This window comes from Mesorhizobium sp. CU3 (genome assembly GCF_006442965.1).
GTDB lineage: Bacteria > Pseudomonadota > Alphaproteobacteria > Rhizobiales > Rhizobiaceae > Mesorhizobium.
In genome coordinates this window covers 19734-34534 of record NZ_VFWX01000030.1, presented here as the reverse complement: position 1 = coordinate 34534, position 14801 = coordinate 19734, and the positions used below count along the sequence as shown (strand labels likewise).

Here is a 14801-nt window from a genome sequence, read left to right as displayed (position 1 = left end):
TTGCGGGGGCATGGTGGGGGCGCGCCGGGTCTGCGCGGCGCGCGATAAGCCTTACTCGGCGGCGTCGGGCAGACGCGTCGGAGCCTCGTCGACCTGGGTGTTCTCCAGTTCGACATTGAGGCCGAGCGAGCGCATTTCCTTGACGAGAACGTTGAAGCTCTCGGGGATGCCCGCCTCGAACGTGTCGTCGCCGCGCACGATCGCCTCGTAGACCTTGGTGCGGCCGGCGACGTCGTCCGACTTCACCGTCAGCATTTCCTGCAGCGTGTAGGCGGCGCCGTAGGCTTCGAGCGCCCAGACCTCCATTTCGCCGAAGCGCTGGCCGCCGAACTGCGCCTTGCCGCCCAGCGGCTGCTGGGTCACGAGCGAGTACGGACCGATCGAACGCGCGTGGATCTTGTCGTCCACCAGGTGGTGCAGCTTGAGCATGTAGATATAGCCCATCGTCACCTTGCGATCGAACGGCTCGCCGGTGCGGCCGTCATAGAGCTGCGACTGGCCGCTGGTGTGGAGGCCCGCCTGCTGCAGCATCGTGTTGATGTCTGCCTCGTGCGCGCCATCGAACACCGGGGTGGCGATCGACACGCCGCGACGCATCTGCTCGCTGAGACGCACGACGCTGTCGTCGTCATACTCGCGCACAGGCTCGTTGCGGTCGTTGGCCGGCATGAAGCTTTCCAGCGTCTTGCGCAGCGGCTTGATGTCGCCGCCCGCCTTGTACGCGTCGATCAGCTCGCCGATCTTGCGGCCCATGCCAGCGCAGGCCCAGCCCAGATGCGTTTCCAGGATCTGGCCGACATTCATGCGGCTCGGCACACCCAGCGGGTTGAGCACGATATCGGCATGCGTGCCGTCCTCGAGGAAAGGCATGTCCTCGACCGGAACGATGCGCGACACGACACCCTTGTTGCCGTGACGGCCGGCCATCTTGTCGCCCGGCTGCATCTTGCGCTTAACCGCCACGAAGACCTTGACCATCTTCATGACGCCCGGAGGCATTTCGTCGCCGCGCTGCACCTTCTCGACCTTGTCCATGAAGCGCTGCTCGAGCGCCTTCTTGGACTCGTCGTACTGGCCGCGCAGAGCTTCGAGCTCGCCCTGAAGCTTCTCGTTCTCCACGGCGAACTGCCACCACTGCGAACGCGGATACTCGTCCAGCGTGTCCTTCGCCAGCTTCGAGCCCTTCTTGAAGCCCTTCGGTCCGGCGATCGCTTCCTTGCCGACAAGCATGTCGGACAGGCGCGCATAGACGTTGCGGTCGAGGATCGCCTGCTCGTCGTCGCGGTCCTTGGCCAGACGCTCGATCTCCTCGCGTTCGATCGCCATGGCGCGCTCGTCCTTCTCGACGCCGTGGCGGTTGAAGACGCGCACTTCGACGACCGTGCCGAAGGTGCCCGGAGGCATGCGCATGGAGGTGTCGCGAACGTCCGAGGCCTTCTCGCCGAAGATGGCGCGCAGCAGCTTTTCTTCCGGCGTCATCGGGCTTTCGCCCTTCGGCGTGATCTTGCCGACCAGGATGTCGCCCGGCTGCACTTCCGCGCCGATATAGACGATGCCGGCTTCGTCGAGGTTCTTCAGCGCTTCTTCCGAAACGTTCGGAATGTCGCGCGTGATTTCCTCCGGACCGAGCTTGGTGTCGCGGGCCATGACCTCGAACTCCTCGATGTGGATCGAGGTGAAGACGTCGTCGGCCACGATGCGCTCCGAGAGCAGGATCGAGTCCTCGTAGTTGTAGCCATTCCACGGCATGAACGCGACCAGCACGTTACGGCCGAGCGCCAGATCGCCGAGTTCGGTCGACGGACCGTCGGCGATGATGTCGCCCTTGTTCACCCGGTCGCCGACACGCACCAGCGGACGCTGGTTGATGCAGGTGTTCTGGTTCGAACGCTGGAACTTCATCAGCCGGTAGATGTCGACGCCGGACTTGCCCGGATCGAGATCTTCCGTCGCGCGGATGACGATACGGGTGGCGTCCACCTGGTCGACCACGCCGCCGCGGCGGGCGCCGATGGCGGCGCCCGAGTCACGGGCGACGACCGGCTCCATGCCGGTGCCGACGAACGGCGCCTCGGCGCGCACCAGCGGCACGGCCTGACGCTGCATGTTCGAACCCATCAGCGCGCGGTTGGCGTCGTCGTTCTCGAGGAACGGGATGAGCGCTGCCGCGACCGACACCATCTGCTTCGGCGAAACGTCCATCAGGTCGACGTTCTCGCGCGGCGCCATCATCACCTCGCCGGCGTTACGGCAAATGACGAACTCGTCGACGAAGCTGCCGTTCTTGTCGAGCTCGGCGTTGGCCTGCGCGACATAGTGCTTGGCCTCTTCCATCGCCGACAGGTAGACAACCTCGTTGGTCAACTTGCCGCCCACGATCTTGCGGTACGGGCTTTCGATGAAGCCGTATTTGTTGACGCGTGCGAAAGTGGCCAGCGAGTTGATCAGACCGATATTCGGTCCTTCCGGCGTTTCGATCGGGCAGATGCGGCCGTAATGCGTCGGGTGCACGTCGCGCACCTCGAAGCCGGCGCGCTCACGGGTCAGACCGCCCGGCCCAAGCGCCGAGAGACGACGCTTGTGGGTGATCTCCGACAGCGGATTGGTCTGGTCCATGAACTGCGACAGCTGCGAGGAACCGAAGAACTCGCGCACGGCGGCGGCCGCCGGCTTGGCGTTGATCAGGTCCTGAGGCATGACCGTGTCGATCTCGATCGAGGACATACGCTCCTTGATCGCGCGCTCCATGCGCAGCAGGCCGACGCGGTACTGGTTCTCCATGAGCTCGCCGACCGAACGCACACGGCGGTTGCCGAGATTGTCGATGTCGTCGATCTCGCCCTTGCCGTCGCGCAGTTCGACGAGCGTCTTGACCACGGCCAGGATGTCTTCCTTGCGCAGCACGCGCACGGTGTCCTCGGCCTTGAGCTCGAGGCGCATGTTCATCTTGACGCGGCCGACGGCCGACAGGTCGTAGCGCTCGCTGTCGAAGAACAGCGAGTTGAACATGGCTTCGGCAGTCTCGAGCGTCGGCGGCTCGCCCGGGCGCATGACACGGTAGATGTCGAACAGCGCGTCCTGGCGGCTCTCGTTCTTGTCGACGTTGAGCGTGTTGCGGATGTAGGCGCCGACATTGACGTGATCGATATCCAGGATCTGGATCTCTTCCTCGCCGGTGCCGAGCAGCACCTTCAGCGTCTTTTCGTCGATCTCGTCGCCGGCCTCGAGGAAGATCTCACCGGTGGCGTAGTTGACGATGTCCTCGGCGAGATAATTGCCGAGCAGATCCTCATCGGTCGCCTTGATGGCCTTGAGACCCTTTTCGCCGAGCTGGCGGGCCTGACGGGCGGTGATCTTCTTGCCTTGCTCGACAACGATCTCACCGGTGTCGGCGTCGACCAGGTCGCCGACGGCCTTCAAGCCGCGGAAACGCTCTACGTTGAACGGGATGCGCCAGTGATCGCCGGCGCGCTTGTAGGTGATCTTGTTGTAGAAGGTCGACAGGATCTCTTCGCCGTCCATGCCGAGCGCCATCAACAGCGACGTCACCGGAATCTTGCGGCGGCGGTCGATGCGGGCGTGCACGACGTCCTTGGAATCGAACTCGATGTCGAGCCACGAGCCGCGATAGGGAATGACGCGCGCGGCAAACAGAAGCTTGCCCGACGAGTGCGACTTGCCCTTGTCGTGGTCGAAGAAGACGCCCGGCGAGCGGTGCATCTGCGAGACGATGACGCGCTCGGTGCCGTTGACGATGAAGGTGCCGTTCGACGTCATGAGCGGCATGTCGCCCATGTAGACGTCCTGCTCCTTGATGTCCTTGATCGACTTCGCGCCGGTATCCTCGTCGATATCGAACACGATGAGGCGCAGCGTCACCTTGAGGGGTGCTGCATAGGTCAGGTCGCGCTGACGGCATTCGTCAACGTCGAATTTCGGTCCTTCGAACTCGTACTTCACGAATTCCAGCATCGAGGAGCCGGAAAAATCGGAGATCGGGAAGACCGACTTGAAAACGGCCTGCAGCCCTTCGTCCGGACGGCCGCCCTTGGGCTCGTCCACCATCAGGAACTGGTCATAGGATGCCTTCTGAACCTCGATGAGGTTCGGCATCTCCGCAACTTCCGGGATCTTTCCGAAGAACTTGCGTACGCGTCTGCGGCCATTGAAAGTCTGGGTCTGGGCCATCGTCGCTCCTTAGCTCTAAACTCGGGGCGAACCTCGCCGCGGTTCGCCTTGCACCAATGGGCGGCCTGGGCGGCTGCCCCTAATCTGTTTTCCGGTCGCCGTTTCCAATCGCTTGGCGGTTGCCGGCTAAAACGGGAGAAAACCCGTTTCCTGAAGGCCGCTTCCCGGCCCTCAGGAAAAAGGTTTTCGAACGCCTCGCGCAACGAAACCCTCCCTTCGTCAAGGGAGGGGGCGGACGGCGCGAGACCGTCCGCCCTCGCCTATTACTTCAGCTCGACCTTGGCGCCAGCTGCTTCCAGCTGAGCCTTGAACTTGTCGGCGTCGGCCTTGGAAACGCCTTCCTTGACCGGCTTCGGAGCCGCTTCGACCAGGTCCTTGGCTTCCTTGAGGCCAAGGCCGGTGATGGCGCGGACTTCCTTGATGACGTTGATCTTCTGGGCGCCGGCGTCGGCGAGAACGACGTCGAATTCCGTCTTCTCTTCAGCCGGGGCAGCAGCAGCGGCAGCGCCACCGCCAGCAGCGGCAACCGCCACCGGAGCAGCGGCCGAAACGCCCCACTTCTCTTCCAGGAGCTTCGACAGCTCAGCCGCCTCAAGGACGGTCAGCTTCGAAAGGTCGTCTACGATCTTCGCGAGATCAGCCATTTTGATATTCCTTTAGTTGGTTCGAACGTGTGTTGTTGACAGCGAGGAACGGCCTCATGCCGCCTCGTCCTTCCGGGCGTAAGCGCCGATGACGCGCGCGACCGAAGCCGCTGGCGCATTGACGATCTGGGCGATCCGGGTTGCCGGCGTGGCGATCATGCCAACCAGCTTGGCGCGCAGCTCGTCGAGCGACGGCATCGTGGCGAGTGCCTTGACACCATCGGCGTTGAGCGAGGTCGTGCCCATCGCGCCGCCGAGAATGACCAGCTTGTCATTCCCCTTGGCGAATTCGGACGCGACCTTCGGCGCCGCAATCGGATCCTCCGAATAAGCGACCAGCGTCTGTCCCTTGAACAGATCGATGATCGATGCGGAGTCCGTGCCCTGAAGAGCGATCTTGGCGAGACGGTTCTTCGCGACTTTGACGGTGCCGCCGGCGGCGCGCATTTTCGACCGAAGGTCGTTCATTTGCGCCACGGTGATACCGGCGTAGTGGGCCACGACGACTGAACCTGCGTTACCGAACGCTTCGTTCAGGCCCGTGACGAGTTCGCGCTTTTCCGCTCTGTCCACTGCCTATCTCCAGTTGACCACTGCCTCAACGATGGGAACATTCCCATCTCGAGGTCAGAAGTCGGGTTGCCTTTTGCCGGCCGGGCCATCCAAAAACGGATCTCCCGAACGACGCTCGAGGATCCTGCCCCCTTTCGCCACACCGACGGCAAAGCCGGCGATGCGCTGACAAAAGGCAAACACGGTTCGAACCTTTCATTGGAGCCTGACGCTCCTTTGTCGGGTCTTCACCCGTCTCATGCAGGCCCACATGAATTAAGGCTGTTGGGCCGCCTGCAATCTCGGACAGGATATCCGGAAACCTTTCGGCTCCCGGGTTACCGGGCCGCCGACGGATCGGCGGTCCGGAATTTTTCAGCGGTCAGCGCGAGGCCGACCGGACGACACTTACGACGCGGCGAGCGTCGCGAGGTCGAGCTTGAGGCCGGGGCCCATCGTCGAGGTGACCGACACCTTCTTGACGTAGTTGCCCTTGGCGCCCGTAGGCTTTGCCTTGTTCACCGCATCCGCGAAGGCGCGCACGTTTTCTTCCAGCGCCTTGACGTCGAACGAGACCTTGCCGACGCCGGCCTGGACGATGCCCGCCTTCTCGACGCGGAACTCGACGGCGCCGCCCTTCGAGGCCTTGACGGCCGCGGCGACATCGACGGTCACCGTGCCGACCTTCGGGTTCGGCATCATGCCGCGCGGGCCGAGTACCTTACCCAGACGGCCGACCAGCGGCATCATGTCCGGGGTGGCGATGCAGCGATCGAAATCGATCGTGCCCTTCTGGACGATGTCGACCAGGTCCTCGGCGCCAACGATATCGGCGCCGGCAGCCTTGGCTTCCTCGGCCTTGTCGCCACGGGCGAACACGGCAACGCGCACCGAGCGGCCGGTGCCGTTCGGCAGGTTGACCACGCCGCGGACCATCTGGTCGGCATGACGCGGATCGACGCCGAGATTCATCGAGATCTCGACGGTCTCGTCGAACTTCACCTTCGAGCGGTCCTTGAGCAGCTGCAGCGCCTCGGAGAGCGCATAGGCCTTGTTCGGATCGATGCCTTCACGGCTGGCAGCAACACGCTTTGCAATCTTTGCCATGATCTTAGCCCACCACTTCCAGGCCCATCGAGCGGGCGGAGCCCTCGACCATGCGCATGGCCGCCTCGACGTCGTTTGCGTTCAGGTCCTTCATCTTGGCAGTCGCGATTTCGCGAACCTTGTCGCGCGAAACGGTGCCAGCCTTGACCTTGCCCGGCTCCTTGGAGCCCGACTTCAGGTTCGCGGCCTTCTTGAGGAAGTAGCTCACCGGCGGTGTCTTCATGACGAAGGTGAACGACTTGTCCTGGTAGTAGGTGATGACGACCGGGATCGGCGATCCCTTCTCGAGTTCCTGGGTCTGCGCGTTGAACGCCTTGCAGAATTCCATGATGTTGATGCCGCGCTGACCAAGCGCCGGGCCGATCGGGGGCGACGGCGTAGCCGAGCCCGCGGCAACCTGGAGCTTGAGCTGGCCTGCAACTTTCTTAGCCATCTCTATTCCTGCCTTTTTCTCGTGCCGGCCCCATTTTCGGGAACACCGGCGGTTGCAGTCTGGTGGTGCGGTTCCAGCGGCCGGCTATGCCGTTTTCGCCTCCCACCCGTTCATGCGGCGCTTTAAGCAACCGCTCCTGACGCCTGTCGGCGCAGGGTTTTCCGACGCCTCTCGGCGCAGGTATACGGATCAGCCCTTTTCGACCTGTCCGAACTCCAGATCGACGGGCACGGCGCGCCCGAAGATCGAAACTTCCACCTTGAGGCGGGCACGCTCCTCGTCCACTTCCTGGACGACGCCGTTGAACGATGCGAACGGACCGTCGGAGACGCGGATCGCCTCGCCAATCTCGAAGGTGACCGAGGGCTTTGGCCGCTCGACGCCTTCCTGGACCTGGTTCAGGATGCGCTGCGCCTCGGTCTCGGTGATCGGCACGGGCTTGGAGTCGCCCAGGAAGCCGGTGACCTTCGGCGTGTTCTTGACCAGCGAGAACACGGCATCCGTCAAATTGGCCTTCAAAAGCACATAGCCCGGGAAGAACTTGCGCTCGGCATCGACCTTGCGGCCGCGGCGGATCTCGACGACCTTCTCGGTCGGCACCACGATCTGCTCGATCTCGCCCGACAGGCCCTTCTGCTTGGCCTTATTCTCAATGTCCTCGGCGACCTTCTTTTCGAAGTTCGAATAGGCGTGGACGATATACCAGCGCGCAGTCATTTCCCGACCTCTCCGTAAATCGCCGAATTAGTGCCCGAGACCCAGGATCCACTCGATCGCGTAGCCCATGGCTATGTCGGCCGCGAAGAAGAAGATCATCGCGATCACCGCGAACACCAGGACCATCACCGTCGAGATCATGGTTTCGCGCCGCGAAGGCCACGTCACCTTGGCCGTCTCCGCGCGGACCTGCTGGAGAAAGGTGAAAGGATTGGTGGTTTTCGAAGCCATGTGCCGCTCTGCATTCAAGATCCGTTGGCCGGATCTCCTGGATGATCCCGCTGGCCGGGACGTGCCGCCTGGGGTCATGCAGCACCGAATCAGCGCCGCCATTTCACCCATGCAAATCAGACGCGTAAAGCTGGCTTCCCAGCTCCACGCGTCGCGTGTCTGTCTTGTCTACATAAAACCGATTCTTAATCCACGCAAGTGGCAAGCGCCCGCTTTATGTCCTAACGCCGCCTCGGAACCATCCAGTCGTCCCGTCCCGGCTATGCGGGCCTTATGCCCGAGATTTGCTCATATGGCAAGCCACCCGCCGGTTTTCAACGGCTGCGGCCTTGATCAGCTATTTGAAGAGGAAGATGGCACGGGCAGCAGGGCTCGAACCTACGACCTGCGGTTTTGGAGACCGCCGCTCTACCAACTGAGCTATGCCCGTGCATGCGCTTTCAAAGCGCAGGCGCTTCCTAGAAGCTTCCGGGCACTCTGTAAAGAGCGCTCAGAAAGGGTTTTGGATCCGTTGCCGGAAATCCAGGCGGGCAGCGTGCAGGCTCTCGTCGCCGATGGTCGGCGCTAAAGTTTCGCAGGCGCCTTCGCCTCGGCAGCGGCAGCCGGCAGCACACGGCAATTGTCCGGCTTCGGCGACGATTTGCAGATGGTCGCACCGGTCAGCTCGTCCACCGATTGCGGGCCGGTGGTCAGTCCGAATTTCCGCAATTCGTCCCGGCTAAGCTCCCGGTGCTTGGCGTATTCCGCCGATTGCATGGCGACAAAGAAGCCGGAGCCGATCGCCATCTCGTCCAGGTACGCCCTGACCTTTTCTTCCATGCCCATGGCATGCACCAGGAAATGCGCATTGGCGCCGACAAGGCGCCTGGCGCCGCCGGCGATTATCACCGCGCAGGCGGCGTCGCATTCGGCGCCGGCATCCACGGTGAGGCCGGTGTGGAGATCGTCCTTCGACGCGCAACTCGGGACACCGGGTTCACAGTCGAGGAAGTCGGTTCTTGCGACAGCGACGTCGAGCTTGTGCGCGCGGATCAGGCGGCCCGCGGCAAGCGCAGCCTGCACATCGCCACCCGGGGAGTTGACGACAATCGGCAACCGACGCTCGTCGATCGTATCGAGCAATTGGCGCAGACGCTCCGCCGTGCGCGCGGTGATCGTGCCTTCCGCCGAGATCCACTCGGGACAATCGGGATTGCATAGCGGATTGCTGCCGCGAACGATCACAAAGCGCATTTCGGATGCGTCGTCTGCAGGCGTGGCCGCGGCCGGCACGGGCGACGCAGCGCTGACCGGCTCAGAAAGCGGCGCTTCGGCCGGCTGCGAAGGCGTGGCCCTGGCTTCGATCGTCCCAGCCCCGGCCGGTTTGGCATTGGCCGGGATTTCCCTGCAGTTCGCCGGCACGGGATTGCGCCGGCAAATCCCCCCTTGCGTGAAGAGGTCGACTGAATCCGAGCTGGTGACGAGCTTCGTCGCCAGCAAGTCCGCCTGCCTTATGCGGCTTATGTCGCTGGCCGGCGTTGCCTTCATAATGTCCAGCACGCCCTGCTCCACGCCCATCTCCTTCAGATAGGCGGCCAGCCGCTTCTCGACCGGCCTGCTCATCTCGTACGTCTTGTAGCTGCCGGCATTCTTGCGACTGACGATCTTGGTGCTGACGATCTTCTTCCTGCCGTTCACGATCTGATAGGTCGTGCGGTAGAGTAGTTTTTCGCGCCGGAAGGTGGTGGTGATCTGGTGCACGCCGAGATAGCCCCAATCGCCGACGACACGGCGCACGCCGCCGGCAAACATCAGCGGGCAGGCCGAATTGCACATGGCGCCCATTGCGTAGGTTAAGCCGAAATAGGCGGCGCCCTTGCCGTCATTGGCCCGGCAGTTCTTCATCTGCGGCTCGCAGCCGTAAAACATCGTCTCGCCGACGCCGATGTCGAGCTTGGCCTTGCGGATCATGCGGCCGAGTTGGAGCGCTGCGTCGACATTGCCACCCGGGGAATTGACGACAATCGGCAGTTTGCGGGCGCCCAGCGTCTTCAGCGTGCGCTTCAGCAGCGCCGGCGTGCCGGCCTCGATCGTGCCTTCGGCCGAAATCCATTCCGGGCAATTGGGCTCGCAGCCCGGAGCGCTGCTGCGCACGACGACGAAGCGCATGGCCGGGCCGTAACCCGGTACGTCTTCCTTCGCGGCTGCCGCGAACGCGACAAGCCCCACGGCAATGGCCAGCCCGAGCCGAACCAGCCCCAGCCGCCACAAGATACCCTTTGAACGGAACGCGGAAATCACGCCTGCCAAGCCCCTGGTACAACCCATACTAGTTGTCGATACTGTGCTTGCAACAAAATTTGGAAGGCTCGCCCGCTACTGTTTCCAAAACGAAAAAGGGCAGCCCGAAGGCCGCCCTTTCCTTGTCGAACCGGCAATGCCGGATCGATTATTCCTTGATGGTGACGACGATGCCGGCACCGACGGTGCGGCCGCCTTCACGGATGGCGAAGCGCAGCTTCTCTTCCATGGCGATCGGCACGATCAGCTCGACGTCGACGGTGATGTTGTCGCCGGGCATCACCATCTCGGTGCCGGCCGGCAGCGTCACGATGCCCGTCACGTCCGTCGTGCGGAAGTAGAACTGCGGACGGTAGTTGGTGAAGAACGGCGTGTGACGGCCGCCCTCGTCCTTGGTCAGGATGTAGGCTTCGGCCACGAACTTCTTGTGCGGCTTCACCGAACCGGGCTTGGCCAGAACCTGGCCGCGCTCCACACCTTCACGGTCGACGCCGCGCAGCAGCGCGCCGATGTTGTCGCCGGCCTGGCCCTGGTCGAGCAGCTTGCGGAACATTTCCACGCCCGTGCAGGTCGTCTTGGTGGTCGGACGGATGCCGACGATCTCCAGTTCCTCGCCGACCTTGACGATGCCGCGCTCGACGCGGCCGGTCACCACCGTGCCGCGGCCCGAGATCGAGAACACGTCTTCGATCGGCATCAGGAACGGCTTGTCCAGCGGACGAACCGGCGTCGGGATGTAGGCGTCGACCTGAGCCATCAGCTCGCGGATGGCGTCCTCGCCGATGGTCTTGTTCGAATCTTCCAGAGCAGCCAGCGCCGAGCCCTTGACGATCGGAATGTCGTCGCCGGGGAACTCGTTCTTCGACAGAAGCTCGCGAACCTCGAGCTCGACCAGCTCGAGCAGCTCGGCGTCGTCGACCTGGTCGACCTTGTTCAAAAACACAACGATCGACGGCACGCCGACCTGACGGGCAAGCAGGATGTGCTCGCGGGTCTGCGGCATCGGGCCGTCGGCGGCCGACACAACCAGGATCGCGCCGTCCATCTGGGCAGCGCCGGTGATCATGTTCTTCACATAGTCGGCGTGGCCGGGGCAGTCGACGTGGGCATAGTGACGGTTGGCCGTCTCATACTCGACGTGCGCCGTCGAGATCGTGATGCCGCGCGCCTTCTCTTCAGGTGCTGCGTCGATCTGGTCATAGCGCTTGTATTCGCCAAAATACTTCGTGATCGCCGCCGTCAGCGACGTCTTGCCATGATCGACGTGGCCGATCGTGCCAATGTTCACATGCGGCTTGGTGCGCTCGAATTTACCTTTTGCCATAGTCTCTTTCCTTGGGCGGGCTTGACCTTGAGTTCTGCCGAATGCGGGGCGATTAGCGACAACGGCCGAAAAACACAAGTGCCTTGTGGCTGGGCGTCGTCTCGCGCGACCGGAACGGAGGTCGATTTCAGGCGGGTGTGGCGCGCATATAGGGATGCTGCGGACAAAATCAAATGGCGCCCCGGACTGGCCCATTGCCGGCTGGTTGCCACTCTGATTTCTTCATTCCATGCAGTTCATTCCGGCAAACATCCGCGGTCCGCTGTTCATGATCGTCTCGACGGGCTCATACCTCGTCAACGACACGATGATGAAGCTCGCGACCGAGGGCCTGCCGCCCTATGAGGTGCTTCTACTGCGCGGCGCGGCCGCGACGGTCTGGGGCATACCGCTGCTTTTGATGCTCGGCTACGGCCGGCAGATCCCGCTCATCTTCGAGCGCAAGGTGCTCAGCCGCAATCTTTGCGAACTGGCGGCGATCCTTTGCTACGTCGTGGCGCTCGCCAACATGCAGATCGCCGATTCGACGGCGCTCGGCCAGGTCACGCCGCTGATCGTGCTGGTCGGTTCCTCGCTGCTGTTCGGCGAGAAGATCGGGGCCACGCGCATGGTATTGATCGGCCTGGGCTTCATCGGCGCCGTGATGGTGGCGCAGCCCACGATGCAGGGGATTTCCGTCTACGCCCTGCTGGCGCTCGGCAACGCAGCGCTTGCCGCCGCGCGCGATCTCGCCGGTCGCAGGATCGACGCCGGCGTTCCAGGCATGATCGTGGCGATCTCCGCCGTCGTGGTGGTGTTGATCGGCTCGGGCGCGGCGCATATCGTGTCGGAAGAATGGGTGGCGCCCGAGGCGCGCCACCTGCTCTTGATCGCCGGGGCGGGGTTTTTCCTGATCTTCGGCCATTTCTTCATCTTCATGGCTTATCGCATCGGACCGCCGAGCGCGGTGGCGCCCTTCTATTACTGCTTCACCGTCTGGGCGGTCATCTCCGGCCTTCTGGTGTTCGGGCAATTCCCGAACGCGCTTGCCGTCTGCGGCATCCTGCTCGTGATCGGCAGCGGCCTTGCCATCGTCTCGCTCGATGAAAGGCGACGGCGACTCGCCGTGGTTGCCTGAGGAATTCGCCTCGGAAGCTACCGACCGATCCGGCTCTGCAAAGGTCGCCGAGCGACGAAATCGATCAGGTTGCGCAGCGTACGTGGATAGACCAGGCGGCCATCCCTGTCCGCCGTGGGGTCGCGCAGGACATGCAGCGAGGACGTCTCGCCGGGATCGCCATCTGGGATGCCTCCCCATTTCGTCGGGTCGTAATAGTCGACCAGAAATCCGTAATCGTAACGGCAAAAACGCATCGCCTTGGCCAGGGCGACGGGCGACAGGTCCGTGGGGGTGAGCCTGGCTCTCGCCGCTTGCAGGCGCGGCATTTCGATCGCCTTGCCGCTGACCGAAGACAAGAATGCTCCGACCTTGTCGATTTCCTCGAACCTGAAGACATGTTCGAACAGGAACAGGCTCGATCCAAGAAAATGGCGCGGCGAGGCGATATGGAATTCGATCTCCCAGGAGCAGGCGCTGTATTTGTCGACATTCGAAACGAAGGTTTCGAAATCCGGGTCTGTCGGCAGCCCGAATTCCTTGAGCTTCTGCGTCTTAGCCGACGACCGCGTCAGAACGTCGGCGTCTACGATCCGGCTGGAATAGGCCGAAAGCAGCCGCTCAAGCGGATCGCGCACGATGGTGAACTTGCCGCCGAGCCCATCATAGACGGGTGAGAACGGATCGACCCAGTTGGTGGACAGGTGGTCATGGACGTCGTTGTCCGGATCGGAGAGTGCTGCCGCCTTGCCGCCCAAAGCCATCAGCGCGTATTTGACGCTGCTGGTGCCGCTTTTCGGAACCGGATAATAGGTAAGCGAAAGCCCTTCGATCTCTATCGCCATAACTGGTCAGCCCCCGTCGATCCCGCACAAGGATGCGACCATGGTTTGGAAAGCTTGGCAACAGGCAGACCGGCGCCAGTCCGGCGCGGCGGCGAAAAAGGCCTTCCCAGCTCTATAGCGATCGCTTGCCGGATATCTGGTGATAGGCCCAGAGTACGATGACGGAACCGGCGACAGCCACGATCAGGCTCCAGATGTTGAGACCGGTGATGCCCGAGCCGAAGATCTGACTGAAGATCACGCCGCCGACGATGGCGCCGACGATGCCGAGCACGATGTCCATAATCATGCCCTGACCGGTCTTGTTGACGATCTTGCTGCCGATGAAGCCAGCGATAAGGCCCAGGATGATCCAGCTAATGATGCCCATTTTTCCCTCCAATTCCCCGCCGCCGCAGAGATTTTCATATGATTGTCAAAAGCTCAAGACAGCTTGATATTCCGCTCGTTTGCGCCATTCTGGTGTGGGCGGACTTGGTTGGATAAGGAGATCCACTATGGGCCTTTTTGACAATGCCGTTCCTGGCGGCAATATCACCAAACCCCTGATGATCGCGCTCGGCGCACTTCTGGTCGGCAAGATGCTGAGCGGCAGAGGCGAAGAGCCGGCCGCGCCGCAAGCTCCCGCGCCGACGCCTGCCGACACCGGCGCTTCGGCCGATGGCGGGCTGCTCGGCGGTCTCGGCGGCCTGCTCGACAAGCTGAAGGATGCCGGCCATGGCAACGTCGCCGATTCCTGGGTCGGCAACGGCCAGAACCAGTCGATCAATCCCGGCGATCTCGGTTCCGCGCTCGGTCCGGCGGTGATCCACGAAATTGCGCAGCGTACCGGCCTCAACGAGCAGGAGTTGCTGCAACAATTGTCGACGGCGCTGCCCGGCATCGTCGACAAGCTGACGCCGAACGGCCAGATCCCGCAGAACCACCAGGTCGCCTCGGCTTTCAACAGCTAAGCGGCAAGGACAAGCGAACGCGCCGCGCGCCACGGTGCGCGGCGTTTTCGTGTCAGGCTATCGAGAGTAAATCTGGAGCGGGTAGCGGGAATCGAACCCGCATATTCAGCTTGGAAGGCTGCTGCTCTACCACTGAGCTATACCCGCGCCTTACACTGAAGTACCGGATTCACCCGAAAAGCGCCATGCACTTTTCGGTCCGAGACTTTTCTCGTTCAGGGCATCCGGGCCGGCAGTGGTGGAGAGGGTTGGATTCGAACCAACGTAGGCTAAGCCAACGGATTTACAGTCCGTCCCCTTTAACCACTCGGGCACCTCTCCAGTCTGCCGCCGGAGCCATGCAACGAGGCATTTTCGCCGATCCGGAGCCCGAGTAGTGATCTTCTCCGAAATCAGCGAAGCGCCTTATGGCGGCAAGGCCCGTGGGTGTC

Annotated in this window: 13 protein-coding genes and 3 tRNA genes; 2 read left to right on the top strand and 14 right to left on the bottom strand. The window is 62.7% G+C overall.

The window, feature by feature from the left end; all coding sequences use genetic code 11:
• Positions 1–51: 51 nt before the first annotated feature.
• The 10 genes from rpoB to tuf all read right to left on the bottom strand — a co-directional run bounded on the left by rpoB (position 52) and on the right by tuf (position 11476).
• Positions 52–4188, bottom strand: a complete 4137-nt coding sequence (gene rpoB / locus FJ988_RS30240) for a DNA-directed RNA polymerase subunit beta (protein ID WP_140822955.1) — start codon at positions 4186–4188, stop codon at positions 52–54.
• Between the two features lie 263 nt (positions 4189–4451).
• Positions 4452–4832 (bottom strand): 50S ribosomal protein L7/L12, encoded by a 381-nt coding sequence (rplL, locus tag FJ988_RS30235; protein WP_066989581.1) that lies wholly within the window; start codon positions 4830–4832, stop codon positions 4452–4454.
• A gap of 54 nt (positions 4833–4886) precedes the next feature.
• Entirely contained in the window at positions 4887–5405 is a 519-nt protein-coding gene (gene rplJ / locus FJ988_RS30230) for a 50S ribosomal protein L10 (protein ID WP_140822953.1), read from the bottom strand.
• 387 nt (positions 5406–5792) lie between these two features.
• A complete protein-coding gene (gene rplA, locus FJ988_RS30225; RefSeq protein WP_140822950.1) occupies positions 5793–6491 on the bottom strand; it encodes a 50S ribosomal protein L1 in 699 nt (232 codons plus the stop codon).
• Between the two features lie 4 nt (positions 6492–6495).
• Complete coding sequence (gene rplK, locus FJ988_RS30220; RefSeq protein WP_140822948.1) at positions 6496–6924, bottom strand: 50S ribosomal protein L11; 429 nt, start codon at positions 6922–6924, stop codon at positions 6496–6498.
• A 189-nt stretch (positions 6925–7113) separates the two neighbouring features.
• A complete protein-coding gene (gene nusG / locus FJ988_RS30215; RefSeq protein ID WP_041003121.1) occupies positions 7114–7641 on the bottom strand; it encodes a transcription termination/antitermination protein NusG in 528 nt (175 codons plus the stop codon).
• A 27-nt stretch (positions 7642–7668) separates the two neighbouring features.
• Positions 7669–7872, bottom strand: coding sequence for a preprotein translocase subunit SecE (gene secE / locus FJ988_RS30210; RefSeq protein ID WP_040974128.1), 204 nt, complete (start codon positions 7870–7872; stop codon positions 7669–7671).
• Positions 7873–8226: 354 nt separating this feature from the next.
• Positions 8227–8302: transfer RNA gene (locus tag FJ988_RS30205), tRNA-Trp, on the bottom strand.
• A gap of 134 nt (positions 8303–8436) precedes the next feature.
• Complete coding sequence (locus FJ988_RS30200; RefSeq protein WP_407067760.1) at positions 8437–10179, bottom strand: hypothetical protein; 1743 nt, start codon at positions 10177–10179, stop codon at positions 8437–8439.
• A gap of 121 nt (positions 10180–10300) precedes the next feature.
• Positions 10301–11476: an elongation factor Tu gene (gene tuf / locus FJ988_RS30195; protein WP_112099610.1), complete on the bottom strand. Its 1176-nt coding sequence runs from the start codon at positions 11474–11476 to the stop codon at positions 10301–10303.
• A gap of 229 nt (positions 11477–11705) precedes the next feature.
• Here tuf and FJ988_RS30190 point away from each other — a divergent pair, with 229 nt between their 5' ends.
• Positions 11706–12593: a DMT family transporter gene (locus FJ988_RS30190; protein ID WP_140822946.1), complete on the top strand. Its 888-nt coding sequence runs from the start codon at positions 11706–11708 to the stop codon at positions 12591–12593.
• Between the two features lie 17 nt (positions 12594–12610).
• Here the strand turns inward: FJ988_RS30190 and FJ988_RS30185 are convergent, their stop codons facing one another.
• A complete protein-coding gene (locus FJ988_RS30185; protein ID WP_140822944.1) occupies positions 12611–13417 on the bottom strand; it encodes a sulfotransferase family 2 domain-containing protein in 807 nt (268 codons plus the stop codon).
• Between the two features lie 112 nt (positions 13418–13529).
• The gene (locus tag FJ988_RS30180; protein WP_140822942.1) at positions 13530–13787 is read right to left on the bottom strand and encodes a GlsB/YeaQ/YmgE family stress response membrane protein; all 258 of its coding nucleotides are present in this window, start codon (positions 13785–13787) and stop codon (positions 13530–13532) included.
• Positions 13788–13914: 127 nt separating this feature from the next.
• Between FJ988_RS30180 and FJ988_RS30175 the strand changes: the two genes are divergently transcribed.
• Positions 13915–14370: a YidB family protein gene (locus tag FJ988_RS30175; protein ID WP_140822940.1), complete on the top strand. Its 456-nt coding sequence runs from the start codon at positions 13915–13917 to the stop codon at positions 14368–14370.
• A gap of 73 nt (positions 14371–14443) precedes the next feature.
• Here FJ988_RS30175 and FJ988_RS30170 read toward each other — a convergent pair.
• Together FJ988_RS30170 and FJ988_RS30165 are read right to left on the bottom strand one after the other, a co-directional pair.
• Positions 14444–14517: transfer RNA gene (locus tag FJ988_RS30170), tRNA-Gly, on the bottom strand.
• Positions 14518–14606: 89 nt separating this feature from the next.
• Positions 14607–14691 (bottom strand) — tRNA-Tyr (locus tag FJ988_RS30165).
• Between the last annotated feature and the right edge of the window lie 110 nt (positions 14692–14801).

What these genes read in the sequence shown, in the direction of transcription:
- rpoB (WP_140822955.1), bottom strand. Translation starts at nt 4,188, where the DNA reads ATGGCCCAGACCCAGACTTTCAATGGCCGCAGACGCGTACGCAAGTTC.
- rplL (WP_066989581.1), bottom strand. Translation starts at nt 4,832, where the DNA reads ATGGCTGATCTCGCGAAGATCGTAGACGACCTTTCGAAGCTGACCGTC.
- rplA (WP_140822950.1), bottom strand. Translation starts at nt 6,491, where the DNA reads ATGGCAAAGATTGCAAAGCGTGTTGCTGCCAGCCGTGAAGGCATCGAT.
- rplK (WP_140822948.1), bottom strand. Translation starts at nt 6,924, where the DNA reads ATGGCTAAGAAAGTTGCAGGCCAGCTCAAGCTCCAGGTTGCCGCGGGC.
- nusG (WP_041003121.1), bottom strand. Translation starts at nt 7,641, where the DNA reads ATGACTGCGCGCTGGTATATCGTCCACGCCTATTCGAACTTCGAAAAG.
- secE (WP_040974128.1), bottom strand. Translation starts at nt 7,872, where the DNA reads ATGGCTTCGAAAACCACCAATCCTTTCACCTTTCTCCAGCAGGTCCGC.
- FJ988_RS30200 (WP_407067760.1), bottom strand. Translation starts at nt 10,179, where the DNA reads ATGGGTTGTACCAGGGGCTTGGCAGGCGTGATTTCCGCGTTCCGTTCA.
- tuf (WP_112099610.1), bottom strand. Translation starts at nt 11,476, where the DNA reads ATGGCAAAAGGTAAATTCGAGCGCACCAAGCCGCATGTGAACATTGGC.
- FJ988_RS30190 (WP_140822946.1), top strand. Translation starts at nt 11,706, where the DNA reads ATGCAGTTCATTCCGGCAAACATCCGCGGTCCGCTGTTCATGATCGTC.
- FJ988_RS30185 (WP_140822944.1), bottom strand. Translation starts at nt 13,417, where the DNA reads ATGGCGATAGAGATCGAAGGGCTTTCGCTTACCTATTATCCGGTTCCG.
- FJ988_RS30180 (WP_140822942.1), bottom strand. Translation starts at nt 13,787, where the DNA reads ATGGGCATCATTAGCTGGATCATCCTGGGCCTTATCGCTGGCTTCATC.
- FJ988_RS30175 (WP_140822940.1), top strand. Translation starts at nt 13,915, where the DNA reads ATGGGCCTTTTTGACAATGCCGTTCCTGGCGGCAATATCACCAAACCC.